This window comes from Luteimonas sp. A277, assembly GCF_054052045.1.
In genome coordinates this window covers 1-20,010 of sequence record NZ_JBSVRG010000009.1, presented here as the reverse complement: position 1 = coordinate 20,010, position 20,010 = coordinate 1, and the positions used below count along the sequence as shown (strand labels likewise).

Here is a 20,010-nt window from a genome sequence, read left to right as displayed (position 1 = left end):
TTTGCTGTCTGGTCGGTCAGAACCCCCGGACCAGCTGCAGGTGCACCTGGCGGTAGCCGTAGTTGCTGCCGTCGCCAACCGGGGTATTGCTGTAGAGCAGGTGGGTGCGCAGGTACCAGTCATTCGACCAGCGGGGGCTTTCCACGATGACTTCCGCCAGCCGCGCCGCACGCCAATCGCTGTCCGAATCCCGCTGGCGGCCCACTCCGCCTGAAACGGAGAACATCCATCCGCCGTGGAAGCGGCGAAGGCGCAGCTGGGGCAGCACTTCATCAAACCGCCGGGGCGAAAAATAGTCCATCTCACGGGGCTCGCTGTTGTGGAACGTGCGGGCCCGCACTTGCATCCCCAGCCCCCACTCCTCAACCAGCGGCAGCGAGTAGACTGCACGCAGATGGGTGCGCAGGTTGTCTCCGGGGAAATCCTGCAGTCCGGCGAGCACGGTCAACTGTTGGCCGCTTGAGCCCAGCGGTACGTCGAAGGCCGCGCCCGCGAAGGTGATATAGCGTCCGTCACGCCCGGAGCGCGTTTCCAGCAGCTCCCGCTCGGCGAAATACTCCTGCCGCCATGCGCGGTCCCGCACCAGTGCAATGCTGCCGAGCACGGTGCTGCCGTCGGTGCCGACCCTACCGCTCCATTTGTAGTCATCGTGCGTATCCGCGAAGCGCAGGTATGCGCGGTGGTCGGTCCAGCCGCGGTCGCCCAGCGGCTGGAAGCGGGCCTGCTCCACGGCAAGGCCGAGGTAGTGATCGGCGTCGTCGTAGCGGCTGAAGGCGGTAAGCGCGATTTTCTCAACGGTCGTGTCATCGGCGTCGTCGGAAGCAAATACTTCCACGCCTCCTGCAGATGGCATCGCTGCGTGTGCAGTCGCAAGGATGCACGCCAGGCAGGTGGCTGCGGCAGGCAGGAACCTGTTCATTTCGTACCCCAGTCCTTGCGCAGGCCAACCAGCTCCGAGACGTAGCCCCAGACGCAGACGGGCTGCAGGATCAATGAATAGCCGAAAACATAGGCGAGAAAGCCGGCAATGTTGCGCCGGATCCGGAGCCCCTGGCGCAAGAAAACCTGCCTCTGCACGCGGAAGATCACCACGTTCCACAGCAGTGCCAGCGGCAGGACCAGCAGGGTCATGATTCCCACGATGTGGTAGTGGCCGAACAGTGCCGCGATGATTCCGGGAATGAATACCAGCGTATAGACCAGGTCCAATGGCAGGAAGAGCACGTTCCACCAGATGAACAGCATGCTCAACCGGGGCGAGACCAGCAGGCGCGGATGATTTCTGAAAGCTTCGATCAGTCCTCGCGACCAGCGTCGCCGTTGCCGCGCGAACTGGCCGAGGGTGTCGGGCACCGTGGTGAACGCCACCGCGTCCTCGCCATGACCGATCCGGTAACCGCGTTCCAGCAGCGCCCAGGACAGCACGATGTCCTCGCCGACACACTCGGGCCAGCCGCCGACCTCTTCAAGCGCACTTCGGTCGTACAGCGAGAAAGCACCCTGGGCCACCAGGGTGCCGTGGTACATGCTCTGCATCCGCTTGACCGCGGCGATGCCGTGGAAGTAATCCCATTCCTGGATCCGGGTCAGCCAGTTTTCGCGGGAGTTGCGTGCCAGCACGGAGCCCGCAACTGCCCGAGTGTCGGGTGGGTCGGTCAGGTAGCGTTCGACCAGGTTGCTCAGTGCGCCGCGGTAAACCCAGCAATCGCCATCCACGGTGACGACCAGTTCGTCATGGGTCAGCGCGAGGCCGCGGTTGAGAACGCCAGCCTTGCCGACATTCTTTCCGCCGCGGACCACCTGGAACCGACGTCCCGGCCTGGCCGGTGAAAACGCAATGGCCGCTTCAGCGGTCGCCACGGAATCGTCGGTTGAGCCGTCGTCCATCACCAGGACGGTCATGTCGCCCGGATACTCCTGTTCTGCCAGGCTCTGGATAGTGGCGGCGATGCCTTCCTGCTCGTTGTAGCAGGCGACCAGGATCGTGACCGGAGGGTACTGGGCCGGTTTGCGGCGGGGAGGACGCCGGTCCATCAGCGTGGAGGCAATGAGAAATCCGTTCATGAAGCCGGGCACATAGGCAATGAACGTGATGATCACGATGGCGGCGGTCAGGCCTATCAGTTCGGCCAGGTCGTTGAGCCATGGACGGGACAGCCAGATGCTCAATCCAGTCCAGGTCAGGGCGATCGCCAAGGCGAGCCAGAACTTGACCGGCAGCGGCACATACAGCCCGCGGGCGGGACCTGGAGCAGAGGGCGGGGTGGGGGCTGGAGTCGGGAGCGGGGGCGTCCTTTCCTGCTGCGGCGGTGTCGCCTCCCTGACTTCAAGGTTCATCAATCCGGATTCCTGGCGGACCGCCCTGACGGTGGCCCGGCAATGTCTTGCGGGAAGAGGGGACCCGTCACCATCGGCCCGTGACGAGCCACGAGTCGAAGGGGGGGCGCCAATTGACCAAGCAGGAAACGTGCCAACAACGGGGCAGTGGCGGTATTCGAGGCCTGTCGCAACGGACGCCTTCAGGCCGGGCCGGATGGCTTGCATGTGCCGTGATCCCCGGCCTACCGTGCTGCAGCATGGGGTGAGCAGGAGAGTGGGATGGGCATGGCCAGCATGATCACCGCGGTCGCGGCACTGACCACCGTAATGGGAGTGGTCAGTGCATCTGATCCCGCTCTAGCGGGACCGATCACCGGTCAGGAGACCTTTATTGAGGCGTCGGAGCGTCCGCGTGCCCGCGAGGCCGGGGTGGTCATCGGCTCGTTGCCCACCGGCCCGCGCAACGCCATCGTGGACGTTGAGGGAGTGGCGGTTGGCCACGTCACCCTGGACAATGCCGGCGGCACCATCCGCACCGGCGTGACCGCGATCCTGCCGCATGGCGGCAGCCTCTATCACGACCGTGTCCCGGCGGCGATCCACGTGGCCAACGGCTTCGGCAAGCTGTTGGGGGTCACCCAGGTGCGCGAGCTCGGGGAGCTGGAAACCCCGATCCTGCTTACCGGCACCCTGGGCGTGTGGCAGGCGGCCGATGCAATGGCCGGCTGGCTGCTGGAGCAGCCGGGCATGGAGCAGGTGCGTTCGATCAACCCGGTGGTCGGGGAAACCAACGACGGCTACCTCAACGATATCCGCAGCCGGCCGCTGCGCCCGCAGCATGTGATCCGGGCCCTGGAATCGGCCTCCGCCGATGACGTGCGCGAGGGTGCGGTAGGTGCGGGAGCCGGGACCGTGGCCTTCGGCTGGAAAGGCGGCATCGGCACCAGCTCCCGCGAAGTTGAAACCGCAGGCTCCAGGCATACCGTCGGCGTGCTGGTACAGAGCAACTACGGCGGAGATCTGGTGGTCGCCGGCGTGCCCGTCGGGGCGCAGCTGCCGGATCCGGCCAGTTATCTGGATTCCGGCGACGAGCCGCCGGTGGCCGATGGCGACGGCAGCATCATGATCGTGGTCGCTACCGATGCGCCGCTGGATGCGCGCCAGCTGGGCCGCCTGGCATCTCGCGCGGTGGTCGGCCTGGCCCGTACCGGCGCGTCGATGTCGAATGGATCAGGTGACTACGTGATTGCGTTCTCCACCGCCCCAGCGAGCCGCCGTGGCGATGCCGCAGTCCTCACCCCAACGGTGCTCGGCAACGAGGCCATGAGCCCGCTGTTCGTGGCGGTAGCGGAAACGACCGAGGAGGCGATCCTCAATTCGATGTTCCGGGCCGATACGGTGAGCGGACACCGCGGCACCGTGCCGGCGCTGCCGTTGGAACTCCTATTGCCACTGGTGCATGCAGCGTCGCCGGACCGATAGAGGGACCACGGGGCTTCAGCGCCGGTAGACCCAATGCCGCGACAGGGTGAAGCCGACCGCCGCCAGCGCCAGCTCTACCAGCGGCTTGGCCAGCCAGGCCCAGCGCAGGCCAAGCACGTCATCCACCTGGCCGATCGCCCAGGTGCTGACGATGGTCGTACCGATCCACATCAATACGAAACGCCGCAGCTGCACTGGGCCCAGCGCGGTGCCCTCGCCAGCGAAGGTGAATTTGCCATTGGCCCAGTAGCCCATCAGCGCACCGCAGATCCTGCCGGCCACGTTGGCCTGTCGCACCGGCACCCCGGCGTGGCTGAGCGCCACCATCACCGCCCAGTCCAGCAGCCATTGCAGGCCGCCGATGATCAGATAGCTGCGTGATTGCCGGTACAGGCTCAAGGTGGAAAGCTGTATCCAGGGAGGGCGCGGGCATCGTAGCAGCGCGGCCCGTTAGAATTCGCATTCGACCTTCACGGAATTGATATGAGCGCTCCCCTGCATGTGATCATCCTGGCCGCCGGAGAAGGCAAGCGGATGAACTCCGCGTTGCCCAAGGTGCTGCAGAAAATCGCCGGCCGGCCGATGCTGGCCCATGTGATCGCAGCGGCCCGACGGCTGGAGCCGGAAGCGGTCCACGTTGTCTACGGCCATGGCGGCGACCAGGTGCGCATGGCGCTCGAGGATCAGCCGGACCTGCAGTGGGCGGAGCAGGCCGAGCGGCTGGGGACCGGACACGCGGTGCAACAGGCGCTGGCGAACGTGCCGGATGGTGCCGAAGTGCTGGTGCTCTATGGCGATGTGCCGCTGATCACCACCGACAGCCTGCGCGGCCTGGTGGCCGGAGAGCACGGCGCGCGCCTGGCGGTGCTGGTCGCCGAGCTGGAGGACCCGACCGGCTATGGTCGCATCGTGCGTGACTCGGAAGGCCACGTGGCCGCGATCGTGGAAGAGAAGGATGCCAGCCGCGAACAGCGCGACATCCGCATCATCAACACCGGGATCCTGGCCGCCGAGTCCACCGCGCTCAAGCGCTGGCTGGGCGCGGTGTCCAACGACAATGCGCAGGGCGAGTACTACCTGACCGACGTGTTCGCGCTGGCGGCGGACGAATTCAGCGCCGCGGAGATGGTGATGATCGCCGATCCGATCGAAGCCGAGGGTGCCAACGACTCCTGGCAGCTCGCCCAGCTTGAGCGCGCGTTCCAGCTGCGCCAGGTGCGTGAGCTGTGTCGCCAGGGGGCGCGCGTGGCCGACCCGGCACGGGTGGATATCCGCGGTGAGGTGACCGTGGGCCGCGACGTGGAGATCGACGTGGACGTGGTGCTCGAAGGCCGGGTGGAGCTGGGCGACGGCGTGCGTATCGGCCCGTTCTGCCGGCTGCGCGACGTGCGCCTGACGCTGGGCACCGAGGTGCGCGCCCACTGCGATCTGGAAGGCGTGGTGACCGAGGGCACCGCGCGCATCGGTCCGTTCGCCCGGCTGCGTCCGGGCACGGTGCTAGCGGACGGCGCCCAGATCGGCAACTTCGTTGAAACCAAGAACACCACCGTGGGCGTGGGCAGCAAGGCCGGCCACCTGAGCTATCTCGGCGATACGGTGATCGGGGCCGGTGCCAACATCGGCGCGGGCACCATCACCTGCAATTACGACGGGGTGAACAAGTCGAAGACGGTGATTGGCGATGGCGCTTTCATCGGCTCGAACGCCTCGCTGGTGGCGCCGGTGACCATTGGCGACGGCGCCACCACAGCGGCCGGCTCGACCATCACCTACGACGTGCCGCCGGACACCCTGGCCATCGGCCGTGCCCGCCAGGGCATCAACGACCGCTGGCAGCGCCCCAAGAAAAAGTAGGAGCGCGCCACGCGCGCGAAGCCGCGTGAATCACATTCCGTCGTGGCGCGTCGTGCACCGCGAACCGGCCGGAGCCACGTCGCACAGCCGCAAGTCACGCGGCTTCGCGCGCACGGCGCGCTCCTACGGGGACGGCAAAGTCAGGCTCACCCGCAGGCCGCCGCCTTCGCGGTTCTGCAGGGCAATGCGGCCACCGTGGGCTTCGCAGATCTCGCGGGCCAGCGCCAGGCCCAGACCGGTGCCGTTGCGCTTGGTGGAGTAGAACGGCAGCAGCGCGTTGGCCAGTACCGCCTCGTTCATGCCGCTGCCGCGATCCAGCACTTCGATCCGCCAGGCCTCGGGCAGCCGGCGCAGGTCCAGCCGCACCTGCGAGGCGGGCGATCCGGATTCGTGCGCATTGCGCAGCAGGTTGATCAGGCATTGCTCCACCTGAGCCACGTCGAAGCGGCCGTGACCGTCCAGCGCGGCGTCGTCGAAGCCGAACTCGACCTGCTCGCGCAGGCGCCGCACGAAACCCGCCCACTCCACGTTCTCCAGTCGCGGCGAAGGGAGCTTGGCGAAGCGGGCGTAGTCGCGCAGGAACCCTTCCAGGTGCCGCGCCCGTCCCTCGATCGTCTCCAGCGCTGCCGGCAGCCGCTCATACTGGCCGCGCCGCACCAGCTCCGCCCCCGAGTGCGCCAGCGAAGCGATCGGCGCCAGCGAGTTGTTGAGCTCGTGGCTGATGACCCGGATCACCTTCTTCCAGGTGTGCACTTCCTGGCGGCGCAGTTCGGCGGTGAGCTGGCGCAGCAGCACCAGCTCGTGTGCCCGGCCGTTGAGGCGGAACGTGCGGCGCGACAGGTGGTAGATGTCCTCGTCGTCGTCGCTGCCCACGCTGAACATTCCGTCCCCGCCCTGGGCCATGGCGTCGCGCATGGGCTCGGGGGCGCGATCGAGCAGGGCGCCGAACGACTGCCCTTCCAGCCTGCGGCCGTCTCCCAGCAGTTTGCGCGCGGCAATGTTGGCCAGCACGATCCGGCGCCCGCTGTCGACCAGCAGCGTCGCGACCGGCGTGTTCTGCACCACGGTGTCCAGCAGCAGTTCGCGCTGGGCGATCGAGGTGCGCTGCTCGCGCAGGACGTCGCCCAGGCGGTTGTGGCTGGCGACCAGCTCCCCCAGCTCGCCGCGGCCCTGCCACGACACGCCGAAGTTGAAGTCACCGTCGCGGTAGCTGGCCACGCTGCCCGCCAGCGCCCTGAACAGCGAGCGCGCCGGCGAAAGCACCAGCCTGATCTGGTAAAGCAGCGGCGGCAGCAGCAACAGGGCGGAAACTGCCGTGGCGGCCCACGGCTGCAGCCATCGGAGCAGGGCCATGGCCAGCGCGGCGGCCAGCACCATATACAGCGCAGACAGCAGGCCGAGGGTCAGGCCCAGCGGCAGCCGCTGCCACCAGAGGTTCATCCCTCGCCACCCGGCTCGCGGCGGATCCCGTGGCGTTCCATGCGTCGGTACAGCGCCTGGCGTGATAGCCCGAGCTCGGCGGCGGCCTGGGCCAGCACGCCGTCATTGCGCGCCAGTGCCGATTCGATGTCTCCCCGGTCCGGATCCGCTGCCTGACCCGGTGCCGGCGGCGCGGCGGTAGCACCGGGCGGCGCCGCAAGGCCGAAGGCTTCGGCTTGCACCGCATCGCCGGGCGAGAGCAGGGCCGCCCGCTGCACCGCATTGCGCAGCTCGCGCACGTTGCCCGGCCATGGATGGCCCAGCAGCGCACGCTCGGCTCCGGCCGACAGACGCTTGCCCTCAGGCAGGAAGTGGCGAGCAAGCGGCAGGATGTCGTCCTGCCGCTCGGCCAGCTCCGGCAGCTTCAATTCGATGGCGTTGAGACGGTAATACAGGTCTTCCCGGAACGAGCCGGCGGCGATCGCAGCCGGCAGGTCGACGTTGGTGGCGCTGACGATGCGCACCTTTACCTGACGCTCGCGGTTGGACCCCAGGCGTTCGAAGCGGCCGGTTTCCAGCACCCGCAGCAGCTTCATCTGGCCGGCCAGCGGCAGGTTGCCGATCTCGTCCAGGAACAGCGTGCCGCCATCGGCCGCCTCGAATTTTCCCTCACGTGCCCGGGTGGCGCCGGTGTAGGCGCCAGCATCGGCGCCGAACAGTTCGGCCTCGATCAGCTCGCCCGGAAGGGCGCCGCAGTTGACCGCAATGAATGGCCCGTCGCGCACCGCCGAGTTGGCGTGGATGATCTCGGCGAACTTCTCCTTGCCGGTGCCGTTGGGCCCGGTCACCAGTACCGCCAGCTCCGAGCGCGCCACCTGGCAGGCCAGCGACAGCACCCGCTCACTGGCCGCGTCGGCCCAGACCAGGCCGCGCAGGTCGTAGTCGCGCTCGAGCTCCTGGTGGCGTCGGCGCGCACCTTCGCGATGTCGCGCCAGTTCGCGGCGCGACTGCGCCAGCTCCAGCAGGTTGTTCACCGTGGTCAGCAGCTTGCGGTCATCCCACGGCTTGGCCAGATAGTCGGCGGCTCCGCCCTTGATCAGTTCCACCGCTGATTCCAGATGGGTCCAGGCGGTGAGCAGGATGACGGGCAGGTGCGGATGCGCTGCGCGTATCTGGCGGAACAGCGCCACGCCTTCTTCGCCGGAGGTCGTATCGGCGCGGAAGTTCATGTCCTGGATCACCAGGTCGATATCACCGCCGCGCAGTGCGTCCAGCCCGGCCTCCGGGGAGTCGGAACCCACCGTCTGGATGTCGTACAGGGAGAACAGCATCTCCAGCGCGGTGATCACGTCTGGGTTGTCGTCGATGACGAGGATCGTGGGCATGGCTCGTACAGTAGTCCGGATCAGGGCAGGCGGCGGGACTGCGTGGCGGGAGAACTCCTCATGCGCTGCGGGTGGCGGTCGCGGGTGGCACCCCTGATGCGCGCCGGGCCGGTCCCAGCACGGCCGCCTGGCCCAGCAGCCACAGTACCGCTGCGCCCGCAGGCAGATAGGCCAGCGGCAGGCGTGGCATGGCGTAATGCTGCATGAGCCACTGATTGATTGCATAGCCCGCTATCAGTCCGGGGATCAGGCCCAGGCCGACGACGATGAAGTTTTCCGCCAGGAAGTGACGCACCACATCTGTCCGGCGCGCACCCAGCGCGCGCCGGATGCCGATGCTGCGCAGCCTTTGTTCCACCCAGTAACCCGACAGCCCGGCAATGCCCGCTCCGGCGACCACCAACACCACCACGATGACGGTCGCCAGCAGCCAGACTGCTGCACGCCGGGCGCGGAATGCGTCGCTGCGCAGGTCTTCATAGCGGTCCACGCGCGCTTCGATCCCCGGAATGCGCAAAGTGCCGAAAACCTGCTCGAGCGCCGCGGGCAGGGCAGCATGGACTTCGTCGATGCGCGCCGGGTCGGCCAGCACGGCGTAATTGATCACGGGGGTGGACTGGATGCGCGCCGGCAGCAGGATCGAAAACTGCGCCTGGCCATCGTCCAGCTCGCCGAGCTGGTAGCGCAGCAGCCTGCGCACCACGCCAACCACCACCAGATGACTGTCGCCCCCGGTCTGATCCAGGCGTTGGCCGAGCACATTGCCGTCGGGAAAGAAGAAGCGGGCCAAGGCCTGGGTAAGGATCACCGGCGTTCCGGGCGGGATGTCCACGCCTTGATCGGCCAGGTCCACCGTGGCGCGTTCATCCGGCTGGAAATCCCGCCCCTGGATCAGCTCCAGCCCGAGTGCACCAACCAGTCCATCGCCGGCATATCCACTGGACATGGCGGTGGCACCGGTGGGGCCACGCAGGCCGAGGACGAATGACAGGGTCTGTTTCATTGGCAGGCCCATCGCGGGGGCCGCCTCCTCCACGCCCGGGATCGCCCGCAGCGCTTGCTGCCCGCTGCGGATGTCGGCCTCATTTCAGTTGCCGCTGCGGGCGACGAGATTGTCGACCAGAAGCAGGCGGCCGCGCGGAATCCCGTCGTCCAGCAGCAGCGGAGCTGCTTGGCGCTGGAGCAGGAACACCGCGTTGGTGAGGATGGCGCAGGCCACGGCAACCTGCAGTGCCACCAGCCAGGGCATGAGCGGACGGCGCCGCAGCGCGGTCAGGATCTGTCGGATCGGGGGCATCGGCATCAATTCCTCAAAGGCTCTTGACCTGCAATACCGGCTCGATCCTGGCAGCGCGCAGTGCAGGCAACACTCCCACCAGCAGGCCGGTGGCGACGGAGAGCGCACAAAGGACCAGGAACAGCCGCGGATCAAAACGGGCCAGATCGGTATATCCGTGGTCCTGCAGGCGGATGAGCCACAGGCCGAACAGGGTCAAAGGCAGCGCCAACAGTCCGCCCAGCAGTCCGATGGCGCCGGCCTCCACAAGGCACTGCACCATCACCGAACGGCGCGGGGCGCCAAGCACGCGGCGCACGCCCAATTCATTGCTGCGGCGCAGGAACCGGGCTGCAAGCATCCCGGCCACGTTGACCATGCACAGCGCCAGCAAACCGCCGGCCAGCCACAGATTCAGACGCACGCTGTCCGGGACGACCCGGTTGGCAGACAACCATGCCTGGACGCTGTCCAGACGGCTGGCCGGTGGGCGTTCGAACACTCCGGCTTCATGGCGCGCACGGGCGTAGGCGGCCAGCGCATCCGAGTAGGCAGCGCGCACGGGTGGATCGGGCAGCTCGGTCCACAGCGCCAGCCAGCGGCATGCCTGCAGATTGACCGTGTCAAAACCGTAGCCACCCATGAAGGTGCTGTCGCAATCGCGCGTGCTCAGCGGCGCTACGCCCGCATCCAGTGCCGCACGCAGGGGCACGAATACAGAGTCCGCCCTGGCTCCCCAAGCCAGCTGGCCCGGTGCAAGGAAATGGAAGCGGGGCTGTGGCTCCCATTCGCCGCTGATGCCCACGATATGAAACAGCGTCGAACCGATGCGCACTTCCCGGCCGAGCGCGTCGTCGCCACCGAACATCGCAGCTGCGGTTTCTTTTGCCAGAATCACCACCGGCGTCCCGTCGCGCCCCTCCTGTTCGGTCCAGAACCGCCCGCGGTGCAAGGGGACTCCGAACATGGACGGCATTGGCCCTTCCGCCAGTACTGCCATTGTGCTGTGGCTATGAGTACCGTCCGGAACGGACATGGTGAGCAGAGTCGACACGAGGGCCGTTTGCCGCACCTGCGGCTGCAGGGCCATCATGGCTTCGGCATCGCCCAGCTTCCACAGGAACGGCCATTCGTTTTCCGCCGGCTCCTCAGCCTCGCGACTGGTGGGTGCCAGCCGCGAATCCACCCATGCCTGATACAGGTGTTCGCTGATTCCCGGCAAAGGGTTGGAAGAGAGCATCGCGAGCAGGGTCAGCATGCTCATCACCGCGGACAGACCCAGGGCCAGCAGCAGCACCGCCAGCGTCGTGGTACGGGGGTGGCGGCGCAGGCCCCGGAATCCGAGATCGACGGCGTATCGCAAGGCTTCTGCTCCTAAGCGCTGCGGGTGGCAATGGCCGGCGGTACGGCTGCCGCGCGCCGGGCGGGGCCGAGCACCGCGGCCTGGCCCAGCAGCCACAATACGATGGCGCCGGCGGGCAGGTAGTACAGCGGCAGTCGCGGCAATTCGTAGCGTCCCATCAGGTACTGGTTGAGCGCGAAAGCCAGCAGCATGCCCAGGGCGATGCCGACCGTGGCCAGCAGGAAGTTCTCCACCTGGAAGTAGCGCAGGATCTGCTGCCGGGTGGCGCCCAGCGCGCGGCGGATGCCGATCTGCCGGGTGCGCTGCTGCACCCAGAAGCTTGCCAGGCCGACGATGCCCAGCGCGGTCACTACCAGCAGGGCCATGCACACCACCGCCAGCAGCCAGACCATGGTGCGGTCCTGGGCGTAAAAGTCGGAGCGGATTTCCTCAAAGGTCTGCTGCTGCAGGATGATGCGGCCGCTGGAGTTGGCGTTCAGCGCCGCCACTACCGCCTCCATCACTTCCTGGCGGCGCTCGGGGGTGGTGCGCACCAAGTAGTTGCCGCCCACGGTGTAGGGCGATTCAATCGGCAACACCATGGAGTAGCCGGTGTCTCCGTCCATCCGGTTGGGCCGGGCCAGGCGCTCCACCACGCCCACCACCCGCACCGGCTCGTCCAGCAGGTAGATGTCGCGGCCCACGGCCTCTTCTCCGGGGAAGGCGCGTTCGGCGAATTCGCGGCTGATCAGCATCGACGACAGCTTCAGGCCCTGGAACCCCTGGGCTTCATCGAACGGCACGAAAGCATCAGCAGGCAGCGCGGACCCGGACACGACGCGGGCACCCAGCGTGTCGAGCAGCGCCGGCCCGCCCATGTACATGGTGGCGTTGAGCGTGGGCTGCTCCTGGTCCGGCGTGAGGTTGACCGAGGTGTTCCAGGACGAGCGGCCAAGCGGCACCTGATTGGCCGTTGACGCGGCGATCACTCCCGGGATGGCGCGGATGGCGGCGAGGTCCTCGCGCGTCAGCGCCAGCGGATTGGCGTTGCGGCCAATGCCGGTCACCTCCACCCGGATCAGGCCGGACTCGTCCACCCCGGTGGGCGTACGCAGGTTCTGCACCCGCTCGGAGATCAGGAACACGGCGTTGCTCACGATCGCGCAGGTCAGCGCGATCTGCAGAGCGATCAGCGCGGCCGCGGTCTTGTGCCGACGCAGGCTGGAAAGAATGGGTCTGATATCCATGGCGGACTCCGTGGTGCAAGCGTCGGGGGTGTAGCCCGACCTACTGGCTTTTGAGTTGGATGGCGGGGGTGACCTGCGTGGCGCGCCAGGCAGGCAGCAAGCCGGCAAGCAGGCTGGCGATCAGGGCCAGGGCGAAGGTGAGCAGCAGCATGGGTGGGTTGAAGTGCGCCAGCTCCGCGTAGGACGCCGCCTGCTGGCGCACCGCCCACAGCCCGAGTGCCGCCAGACCCAGGCCCAGCACGCCGCCGGCCAGGCCGATGGTGCCGGCCTCCACCAGGTACTGGACGAAGATCTCCCGCCGCGAGGCGCCCAGCGCCCGACGCACACCGATCTCTCCCGAGCGTCGCAGGAACTTGGCCAGCAGCAGGCCCACGGTGTTGACCAGGCACACCAGCAGGAAGCCGAACGCCAGCCATACCTGCAGGCGCACATCGCCCGGCACCACCCCGTTGTAGTCCATCCACTGCATCAGGTTGCGCAGGCGGACCTTGGGCGGCAGCTCGAAGCGCCCAGCGGCACGCTGCTGCTCCGAGTAATTGGCCAGGTAGCGCTCGTAGTCGGCCACCTTGGCCGGGGTATCCAGCTGCACCCAGTACTGGATCCACAGGCAGCTGGCGCCCAGGTCCACGTCGCGCTGCCCTTCATCGCGGGCGCGGTAGCAGTTCATGTTGCCGCTGCGCGCCATGTCCAGTTCGCGCGAGGTGGAAAACGGCAGGAACACCTGCTCCACCTCGCCGTAGGTGTCCGAGTACATGTCGTAGAACTTGGGCGCCGGTCGCCACCCGTCCAGCACCCCGGCCACGCGGAAAGAGACCTGGTCCAGCTGCACCGTCCGGCCCACGCTGTCTTCGCCGCCGAACAGCTTTTCGTTGAGATCGCTGGAGATCACCGCCACCCGCGCCCGCTGCTCGTCGGCGGCGCCGTCCCAGCCGCTGCCGTAGCGGAAGGGGGTGTCAAACATGGGGAAGAAATCGGTTGTGGTGTAGCGCGCGTCGGCGAAGAACGGATCCACCCCGGCCACTTCCGGCTCGATCGCCACGTTGCCGCCGGTCATCATCGCCTGGCGGTCGCCTCGCGCCTCGCGCAGCAGGGCCTCAGCGTCGTAGCGGGTCAGCTGGTCCGGCGGCTCCGGATCGGTGGTGTTGGCTTGGCCCGGGTCGATCTGCGGATAGAATAACGCGTGGCTTTTGCCAGGCAGCGGATCGCCCGACAGCACGGTGAACACGGTCAGCGTGGTCATCGACGCGCCGATGCCCAGCGCGATCGCCAGCACCATCAGCGCGGTCAGCACCTTGTTGCGCTTGAAGCTGCGCAGGGCGAGGTTGAAGTAGTAGGCGAGCATGTCGGGTCTCCTACGCGATAACAGGCTGGATCAGCGGCGTGGCGCGCTCCACATCGGTGGCCACGCCGTCGACGATGTGCACGTTGCGCTGCGCACGCGCGGACAGCTCCGGGTCGTGGGTGACCATGACCACGGTGGTGCCCTGGGCGTTGATGTCTTCCAGCAGCTCCATCACGCTGCGCGCCATCTGCGAATCCAGGTTGCCGGTGGGCTCATCCGCCAGCAGCAGGCGCGGGCTGCCGGCCAGGGCGCGGGCGATCGCCGCGCGCTGCTGCTGCCCGCCGGAGAGCTCGTTGGGATAGTGCTTCATGCGCGAGCCCAGACCCACCAGGCCCAGCGAGTCCTCGATCCGCAGCTTGCGCTCGGCTGCCGGCATGCCGCGGTAGCGCAGCGGCACGTCGACGTTGTCGAACAGGTTCAGGTCCGGGATCAGGTTGAAGCTCTGGAAGATGAAGCCGATCTTCTCGTTGCGCAGGCGCGAGCGGGCGTTGTCGTTGAGGCCTTTCACGTCGACGCCGTCGAGCCGGTAGTCGCCGCCGGTGAAAGTTTCAAGCAGGCCGGCGATGTTGAGGAAGGTGGTCTTGCCCGAGCCGGAGGGGCCGGTGACGGCGACGAACTCGCCCTCCTTCACGTGCAGGTCGAGCGCACGCAGGGCGTGGGTTTCAACCAGTTCGGTGCGGTAGACCTTGGAAACAGCTTGCATCTGCAACATGGCGTGGATCCTGTTTGGAAAATGGGGTTCTGGTTTCAGCTGTGGCAGGTGGTCAGGTCATTGCCCGGAGATGCGGACCCGGTCGGCGCTGTCGAACTGGTCGGTGCCGGAGACCACGATCCGCTCGCCCTCACCCAGACCCTCGGTGATCTCCACCGCGTTCAGGCTGACCGCGCCGGTGACGATCGGCCGGCGCTCGGCGCGGCTGCCGTCGACCACGTAGGCGAAGCGGCCGCCGTCCTGTTCCAGGAACGGACCGCGCTCGACCATCAGCACGTCTTCGCGGCTGTCGAGCAGGATCCGCACCGACAGGCGCTGGTTCTGGCGCAGGCCCGGCGGCTGCTCATCGGTGAAGCGCACCCGTGCGGCGACTTCGCCGTTGACCACCTCCGGCGACACGGCGGACACCCCGGCGGCGTAGGTCTGGTTGGCGCTGCGCACTTCGGCCGGCATGCCGATGCCCAAGTCGCGCGCAAAACTTTCCGGCACCCGGATCTCCACTTCGAATTCGGACAGATCCACCACCGTCAGCACCGGCGCGTTGGTGGCCACGTTGCTGCGCTGGTCCACCTGTACCTGGCCCACCTGTCCTTCGAACGGCGAGCGCAGGGTGAGCGCATCCACCTGGCGCTGGATCTCGCCGACCACCGCGCGCTGGCGCTCGGCCAGCAGCTGGCGGTTGCGCGTGTCCAGCCCCGAGCCCTGTCCCTGCAGGTTGAAGTCCTCATGGGCGGACTCCAGCCCGATCTCGGAGTTCTTCAGCCTGTCCCGCGCCCGGGCCAGGTCGACCTCGGCCACCGCGCCGCCTTCGAACGCGCGCTCGTAGCGTTCGACATCGCGCTGGGCGGCGACCCGTTCCACTTCCGCCTGCTCCACCAGCTTGCGGGCGTTGGATCGCACCATGCGTGCGTCCAGCCCCGCACGATCGGCTTCGGCTTCCAGGCTGGCCAGGGTGGACTGCTCCTGCACCAGCTGGCTGCGCAGTTCCGGGCTGTCGATCTCGGCCAGCGGCTGGCCTTCCTCCACCCGGTCACCCGCCACCACGTGCAGGGTGACGGTACCGCCGGCGATCGCGTACAGGGTCGGGCTGTTGGCGGAAATCACCCGGCCATCGGCGGAGATATCGCGCACCAGATCGCCGCGCACCACCTCCGCCACGCGGACGCGGGAGCCGTCGTAGGAGCGGCCCCCACCGCTCCAGGCCGAGATCGTCCATGCCAGTACCACCATCAGCGCCACGCCCGCGGTGGCTGGCAGCAGCCAGCGACGCAGGCGCCGCTGGCGCGCGGAGGTGTCAGCCAGGGTCTGGTCCTGGGCGGAGGTGTCGCGGATCTGGCCGGGCCGGGATGCAGGTGACATCGGCAGTCTCAGTTGCCGATCCGGAAGCGCTGGGCCGTCACGGTCGGGGTCAGGTAATGGTGCTGCAGGGGCCGGGGGACGAGCAGGTTGGCGGCGTGGCCGGCATCAAAGTCCGACAGGGACAGATCCAGATCGGAGATGCGCGGAACGACGGCCTCGGCGAATTGATGTGCCGTCCAGCTGGGGGGAAAGGGGGCGGAGGGGATGGCGTTCATGGCTGCTCCGGGGAAGGCAGGGCGGTGGGGGCTGGGTCATTGGTCTTGCACTTGGGATAAAGCAGGAAGCGTGCCAACTTGTAACCAATTGATTTCAAAGTGCCTTGCGATCTTTTGCCGATGTCCGAACACCGTCCGGACGTGTCCGCCCGGACGCCGCCAGTTACACTGGACAGCTTGAAGACAAGGAGTTGCTTCCCCATGTGCGGAATTGTCGGTGCGATCGCAGATCGTGATGTGGTTCCCGTTTTGATCGAAGGCCTGAAGCGGCTGGAATACCGCGGCTACGATTCGGCCGGCATTGCCGTGTCCGGGGAGGCGGGGCTGCGCCGGGTGCGTCGCACGGGCCGGGTGGTGGAGATGGAAGAGGCCGCCAATGGCGAGCAGCTGCAAGCTACCCAGGGCATCGGCCACACCCGCTGGGCCACCCATGGCGGGGTCACCGAAAGCAACGCGCATCCGCACATCAGCCATGGCGTGGCGCTGGTGCACAACGGCATCATCGAAAACCACGAAGCACAGCGCGAGCGGCTTGAGGCGCTGGGCTACACCTTCGAGTCGCAGACCGATACCGAGGTCATCGCCCATCTCATCCACCATCACCAGAGCGGTGGCAAGGATCTGCTGGCGGCGCTGCAGGCGGCGGTCGAGGAACTGAAGGGGGCATTTGCGCTGGCGGTGATCAGCCGTGACGACCCCGATCGCATCGTCTGCGCCCGCATGGGCTGCCCGCTGCTGATCGGCCTGGGCGAGGGCGAGAACTTCATCGCTTCCGACGTCTCGGCCATCGTGCAGGCGACGCGGCGGGTGATCTTCCTGGAGGAAGGTGATACCGCCGAGGTCTCGCGCGAAGGCGTGCGCGTCTACGACGGTAGCGGCGCTCCGGTCGAGCGCGAAGAGCACCTGTCCGATGTGTCGCTGGCATCGCTCGAGCTCGGCCCCTACACGCACTACATGCAGAAGGAGATCCACGAGCAGCCGCGCGCGCTGAGCGACACCATTGAGGCGATCATCGATGCCGGCTCATTCGTGCCCGAACTGTTCGGTGCCGATGCTGTCGATGTGCTCAAGGACGTTGAAGGGGTGAAGATCCTCGCCTGCGGCACCAGCTATTACGCCGGTTCGGTGGCGCGCTACTGGATCGAGGACATCGCCGGCCTGCCGTGCAGCGTGGAGATTGCCAGCGAATACCGCTACCGCAATGCGGTGGCCAACCCGAAGCACCTGGTGGTCACCATCTCCCAGTCGGGCGAAACGCTCGACACCATGGAAGCGCTCAAATACGCCAAGTCACTGGGTCATGAACGCACCCTGTCGATCTGCAACGTGCCCGAGAGCAGCATCCCGCGCGCCAGCCGGCTGGTGTTCTTTACCCGCGCCGGGGCCGAGATCGGCGTGGCCTCCACCAAGGCCTTCACTACCCAGCTGGTCGCGCTGTTCGCGCTGGCCGTGACCCTGGCCAAGCTGAAGGGACGGCTGCCGGAAGACAAGGAGGCCGCGTACCTGGAAGACCTGCGCCACCTGCCCGGCAGCGTGCAGCACGCGCTGAACCTTGAGCCGCAGATCAGCCGCTGGTCGGAGCGCTTCGCCCCGCGTGACCACGCGCTGTTCCTCGGCCGCGGCGTGCATTACCCGATTGCGCTGGAAGGCGCGCTCAAGCTCAAGGAAATCTCCTACATCCACGCCGAGGCCTACCCGGCGGGCGAGCTCAAGCACGGCCCGCTGGCGCTGGTGGACGACAAGATGCCGGTCGTGGTGATCGCGCCCAACGACAGCCTGCTGGAAAAAGTGAAATCCAACATCCAGGAAGTGCGCGCGCGCGGCGGCCAGATGTACGTGTTCACCGACCAGGACAGCCAGTTCGGCGAATCCGAAGGCGTGCACGTGATCCGCACCCCGCGCCATGTCGGCGTGCTCAGCCCGATCGTGCACACCATCCCGGTGCAGCTGCTGGCGTATCACACGGCATTGGCCCGTGGCACCGATGTGGACAAGCCGAGGAACCTGGCCAAGAGCGTGACCGTGGAGTAGTGCGGTGCACGCTCAGGTGGTTGAAATGGAGTGTCGGCGGTCGCTAGAACTCAGGGCGGAGTTCCACGCTCTGAGTTGAGGGGGCGTCCTGGCTGGTTTGCGAGGGTATTGGGCACCGTCCAATTTTTGCTGCGTGTAACCTGAAACAGTTTTGGTTGCAGCTTGGTCGGGCATCTCACATGTCGCGCTAACACCGGAATTAAGCCGCGCCGCGAAGCGGCGCCGGTCTGAACTAATTGTTATATGTCACGCCTTTGCCTTTCGTGGACGGTTCTTTAGAGGTACACCACCTAATTTTGCACATCCACTATCCATAAGCCTGACGAACTCTCGAGCATCATTGAAGTAGTTACGGAATGCCGTTCTTACTTCCTCGCTGGAATCAGCGCGAACGAGAACTATGTCGCTATTAGGCATCTTTTTCTCTAGCTCAAATAGCTCCCGAAGAGCATCTGTTGCATCCCTGAAGCTCTTTACGGTTAGCTCTCCATCTGGGCTGAAAATCAAAATGCTGTTCTTTTTGTCTGAAATGTCACTTTTTGCCTGGTGGAGTCCGCGCAGAGTCTGCATAAGACCTAGTTCGCCATCCAAACTCAGAAACCCTTCCAGTATTTCTCGATCCGTCAATTCGGGATAAGGACCTCTCAATCCCTCGTGAGCTCTTGCAAGAATCTCACTAGCGTAAGCCATTGCTAGATGGTAGCGCTCGTCGCCTTTTTCAAATTTAGGCTGGCTTTCCGTGACGAATCCGACGACCTCGACCGCAGTTGCCCATGCGTGCTGAACTGGCGTTCGATATTGAATTTCAATGTACAGGCCTTTCAATCCTTTCCCAGATTCGGAATTGACGTCGTATTCATAGACGTCGTGAATCCCGCGGTATCCGGTACTCTTAGGATGAGCAATGTAATCGTATTTAGACGGATCATTGCGCATCTTGTGATTAAATCTAGCCTTATGAAATTTGTCCCTAAATCTGTTTAGGTCTTTGATGTTCTTAAAGATTAATCTGCAGCCAGCAACGTCATCCATTCGCGCCAACTGCATTCCAGGCAGTCGCTGTAACTTGTCGAATATTGTGTTCTTGCGCTTGTGTCGCTGAGCGACAACGACGTTTTTCCCGCGTAGCCGGCCTCGCAGAAGCGCTTGGAAGGTGTTTAAAACAGCTCGATGTGCAGCTCGCCAATCCTCGATCACGGCTAGGTCTTCGGCGGTCATTGTGCCGCTCCGTACCGCATTGCCTGCACGACTGACGCGAGATTTAGAGCCTCCAGGATACGTTTTATCAATCACCGCAAAGCCCCCAATGACATATAACTCTTGAATTAAGCCGAGCCGCGAAGCGGCTTCGGCTTGAACGAAATGTTATACGTCACTCTTCGCCCGGCGGCGTATTAGTGGGGTTGTCGCCTTGGCTCGTGGGTTGGTATCCACCTTGCACGGGATCGCGCACCGGCTCCGTCGTTCTGGGTTGATAGCCCCGCTCCTCTACTTCGGGACGGTACCCTTCATTACTTGGCTTGAATTTATCAGGCATCACGCTCTCCTATTCTCTGAACTCTATGTGGGATATGTCACTTCCGACGACGAGCACACCGGCTGTCCTCGCTATTGGCCTAACGAACTCACCCTTTTCGCCTAAGACCCAAGTCTCTTCCAAGTAGATCTGTTCCTCAGCAGGCGAACTAGAACTGAAAGATTTGTGAGCGTATCTCCCAGCAATCACTTTTCCATCCTTCAAAATGACCTTGACCCAGTATGGCCTGCGCTGCTGGAAGACAAAATCCCAAGGCTTTGCGGTCGGGTGCGGCGCATTTCGCTGGAAAAAATCTCTTGTCCGAATGAACTTCCATACAACCACCCACAGGATGGGCGCAACAAGTAGAACGCAAAAGTAGAAAAGGTAGTAGAAGAACGGCGCGCTTGTTTTGATTGGGCTCGCTTCGATCAGAACGATCGGTAATCCCCCCATTTTTAGCGGACACCAAAAGTGGAGCTAAGCAGCAAGTGCGAGTTTTTGCTTCGGG

At 65.6% G+C, this 20,010-nt stretch carries 19 protein-coding genes; 3 read left to right on the top strand and 16 right to left on the bottom strand.

All coding sequences use genetic code 11. The features are described 5' to 3' along the window. Window positions 1-16: 16 nt before the first annotated feature. Both ACW7G2_RS09980 and ACW7G2_RS09975 read right to left on the bottom strand, forming a co-directional pair. Window positions 17-919 (bottom strand): hypothetical protein, encoded by a 903-nt coding sequence (locus ACW7G2_RS09980; protein ID WP_456975290.1) that lies wholly within the window; start codon window positions 917-919, stop codon window positions 17-19. Continuing rightward, a complete protein-coding gene (locus tag ACW7G2_RS09975) occupies window positions 916-2,337 on the bottom strand; it encodes a glycosyltransferase (protein ID WP_456975288.1) in 1,422 nt (473 codons plus the stop codon). Before ACW7G2_RS09975 ends, ACW7G2_RS09980 begins: the two co-directional genes overlap by 4 nt. A 261-nt stretch (window positions 2,338-2,598) precedes the next feature. Here ACW7G2_RS09975 and ACW7G2_RS09970 point away from each other — a divergent pair, with 261 nt between their 5' ends. After that, on the top strand, window positions 2,599-3,801 hold the full coding sequence (locus ACW7G2_RS09970) for a DmpA family aminopeptidase (RefSeq protein ID WP_456975286.1): 1,203 nt from the start codon (window positions 2,599-2,601) through the stop codon (window positions 3,799-3,801). 15 nt (window positions 3,802-3,816) lie between these two features. On the opposite strand, the gene ACW7G2_RS09965 is transcribed toward ACW7G2_RS09970, so the two are convergent. After that, complete coding sequence (locus ACW7G2_RS09965; RefSeq protein WP_456975284.1) at window positions 3,817-4,200, bottom strand: GtrA family protein; 384 nt, start codon at window positions 4,198-4,200, stop codon at window positions 3,817-3,819. A gap of 84 nt (window positions 4,201-4,284) precedes the next feature. On the opposite strand from ACW7G2_RS09965, the gene glmU reads away from it, so the two are divergent. Beyond that, complete coding sequence (glmU, locus tag ACW7G2_RS09960; RefSeq protein WP_456975282.1) at window positions 4,285-5,655, top strand: bifunctional UDP-N-acetylglucosamine diphosphorylase/glucosamine-1-phosphate N-acetyltransferase GlmU; 1,371 nt, start codon at window positions 4,285-4,287, stop codon at window positions 5,653-5,655. Between the two features lie 123 nt (window positions 5,656-5,778). Here the strand turns inward: glmU and ACW7G2_RS09955 are convergent, their stop codons facing one another. From ACW7G2_RS09955 to ACW7G2_RS09910, 10 genes are all read right to left on the bottom strand, one after another. Further along, a complete protein-coding gene (locus ACW7G2_RS09955) occupies window positions 5,779-7,095 on the bottom strand; it encodes a sensor histidine kinase (RefSeq protein ID WP_456975280.1) in 1,317 nt (438 codons plus the stop codon). Further along, window positions 7,092-8,459, bottom strand: coding sequence for a sigma-54-dependent transcriptional regulator (locus ACW7G2_RS09950; protein ID WP_456975278.1), 1,368 nt, complete (start codon window positions 8,457-8,459; stop codon window positions 7,092-7,094). Before ACW7G2_RS09950 ends, ACW7G2_RS09955 begins: the two co-directional genes overlap by 4 nt. 58 nt (window positions 8,460-8,517) lie before the next feature. Next, a complete protein-coding gene (locus ACW7G2_RS09945) occupies window positions 8,518-9,462 on the bottom strand; it encodes an ABC transporter permease (RefSeq protein WP_456975276.1) in 945 nt (314 codons plus the stop codon). A gap of 84 nt (window positions 9,463-9,546) precedes the next feature. Continuing rightward, window positions 9,547-9,756, bottom strand: a complete 210-nt coding sequence (locus ACW7G2_RS09940) for a hypothetical protein (protein WP_456975274.1) — start codon at window positions 9,754-9,756, stop codon at window positions 9,547-9,549. 13 nt (window positions 9,757-9,769) lie between these two features. Continuing rightward, window positions 9,770-11,098, bottom strand: coding sequence for an ABC transporter permease (locus ACW7G2_RS09935; protein ID WP_456975272.1), 1,329 nt, complete (start codon window positions 11,096-11,098; stop codon window positions 9,770-9,772). 11 nt (window positions 11,099-11,109) lie between these two features. After that, window positions 11,110-12,324: an ABC transporter permease gene (locus ACW7G2_RS09930; RefSeq protein ID WP_456975270.1), complete on the bottom strand. Its 1,215-nt coding sequence runs from the start codon at window positions 12,322-12,324 to the stop codon at window positions 11,110-11,112. Window positions 12,325-12,364: 40 nt separating this feature from the next. Beyond that, entirely contained in the window at window positions 12,365-13,666 is a 1,302-nt protein-coding gene (locus ACW7G2_RS09925) for an ABC transporter permease (RefSeq protein ID WP_456975268.1), read from the bottom strand. Window positions 13,667-13,676: 10 nt separating this feature from the next. Then, window positions 13,677-14,378: an ABC transporter ATP-binding protein gene (locus tag ACW7G2_RS09920; RefSeq protein ID WP_456975266.1), complete on the bottom strand. Its 702-nt coding sequence runs from the start codon at window positions 14,376-14,378 to the stop codon at window positions 13,677-13,679. Between the two features lie 57 nt (window positions 14,379-14,435). Further along, on the bottom strand, window positions 14,436-15,737 hold the full coding sequence (locus ACW7G2_RS09915) for an efflux RND transporter periplasmic adaptor subunit (RefSeq protein ID WP_456975264.1): 1,302 nt from the start codon (window positions 15,735-15,737) through the stop codon (window positions 14,436-14,438). Window positions 15,738-15,745: 8 nt separating this feature from the next. Then, entirely contained in the window at window positions 15,746-15,952 is a 207-nt protein-coding gene (locus ACW7G2_RS09910) for a hypothetical protein (protein WP_456975262.1), read from the bottom strand. 201 nt (window positions 15,953-16,153) lie between these two features. On the opposite strand from ACW7G2_RS09910, the gene glmS reads away from it, so the two are divergent. After that, window positions 16,154-17,983, top strand: coding sequence for a glutamine--fructose-6-phosphate transaminase (isomerizing) (gene glmS, locus ACW7G2_RS09905; protein WP_456975260.1), 1,830 nt, complete (start codon window positions 16,154-16,156; stop codon window positions 17,981-17,983). A gap of 246 nt (window positions 17,984-18,229) precedes the next feature. Here the strand turns inward: glmS and ACW7G2_RS09900 are convergent, their stop codons facing one another. The 3 genes from ACW7G2_RS09900 to ACW7G2_RS09890 form a co-directional block, all read right to left on the bottom strand. Beyond that, complete coding sequence (locus ACW7G2_RS09900) at window positions 18,230-19,201, bottom strand: RelA/SpoT domain-containing protein (RefSeq protein WP_456975258.1); 972 nt, start codon at window positions 19,199-19,201, stop codon at window positions 18,230-18,232. Window positions 19,202-19,355: 154 nt separating this feature from the next. After that, entirely contained in the window at window positions 19,356-19,520 is a 165-nt protein-coding gene (locus ACW7G2_RS09895; protein ID WP_456975256.1) for a hypothetical protein, read from the bottom strand. Window positions 19,521-19,529: 9 nt separating this feature from the next. After that, window positions 19,530-19,955, bottom strand: coding sequence for a DUF6338 family protein (locus tag ACW7G2_RS09890; protein WP_456975254.1), 426 nt, complete (start codon window positions 19,953-19,955; stop codon window positions 19,530-19,532). Window positions 19,956-20,010: the final 55 nt, after the last annotated feature.

Bases quoted from the DNA above. Each gene is read 5' to 3' on its own strand.
- ACW7G2_RS09970 (WP_456975286.1), top strand. From the start codon at position 2,599: ATGGGCATGGCCAGCATGATCACCGCGGTCGCGGCACTGACCACCGTA.
- ACW7G2_RS09980 (WP_456975290.1), bottom strand. From the start codon at position 919: ATGAACAGGTTCCTGCCTGCCGCAGCCACCTGCCTGGCGTGCATCCTT.
- ACW7G2_RS09940 (WP_456975274.1), bottom strand. From the start codon at position 9,756: ATGCCCCCGATCCGACAGATCCTGACCGCGCTGCGGCGCCGTCCGCTC.
- ACW7G2_RS09915 (WP_456975264.1), bottom strand. From the start codon at position 15,737: ATGTCACCTGCATCCCGGCCCGGCCAGATCCGCGACACCTCCGCCCAG.
- ACW7G2_RS09955 (WP_456975280.1), bottom strand. From the start codon at position 7,095: ATGAACCTCTGGTGGCAGCGGCTGCCGCTGGGCCTGACCCTCGGCCTG.
- ACW7G2_RS09930 (WP_456975270.1), bottom strand. From the start codon at position 12,324: ATGGATATCAGACCCATTCTTTCCAGCCTGCGTCGGCACAAGACCGCG.
- glmS (WP_456975260.1), top strand. From the start codon at position 16,154: ATGTGCGGAATTGTCGGTGCGATCGCAGATCGTGATGTGGTTCCCGTT.
- ACW7G2_RS09950 (WP_456975278.1), bottom strand. From the start codon at position 8,459: ATGCCCACGATCCTCGTCATCGACGACAACCCAGACGTGATCACCGCG.
- ACW7G2_RS09895 (WP_456975256.1), bottom strand. From the start codon at position 19,520: ATGCCTGATAAATTCAAGCCAAGTAATGAAGGGTACCGTCCCGAAGTA.
- ACW7G2_RS09945 (WP_456975276.1), bottom strand. From the start codon at position 9,462: ATGAAACAGACCCTGTCATTCGTCCTCGGCCTGCGTGGCCCCACCGGT.
- ACW7G2_RS09890 (WP_456975254.1), bottom strand. From the start codon at position 19,955: ATGGGGGGATTACCGATCGTTCTGATCGAAGCGAGCCCAATCAAAACA.
- ACW7G2_RS09910 (WP_456975262.1), bottom strand. From the start codon at position 15,952: ATGAACGCCATCCCCTCCGCCCCCTTTCCCCCCAGCTGGACGGCACAT.
- ACW7G2_RS09900 (WP_456975258.1), bottom strand. From the start codon at position 19,201: ATGACCGCCGAAGACCTAGCCGTGATCGAGGATTGGCGAGCTGCACAT.
- ACW7G2_RS09925 (WP_456975268.1), bottom strand. From the start codon at position 13,666: ATGCTCGCCTACTACTTCAACCTCGCCCTGCGCAGCTTCAAGCGCAAC.
- ACW7G2_RS09975 (WP_456975288.1), bottom strand. From the start codon at position 2,337: ATGAACCTTGAAGTCAGGGAGGCGACACCGCCGCAGCAGGAAAGGACG.
- ACW7G2_RS09920 (WP_456975266.1), bottom strand. From the start codon at position 14,378: ATGTTGCAGATGCAAGCTGTTTCCAAGGTCTACCGCACCGAACTGGTT.
- glmU (WP_456975282.1), top strand. From the start codon at position 4,285: ATGAGCGCTCCCCTGCATGTGATCATCCTGGCCGCCGGAGAAGGCAAG.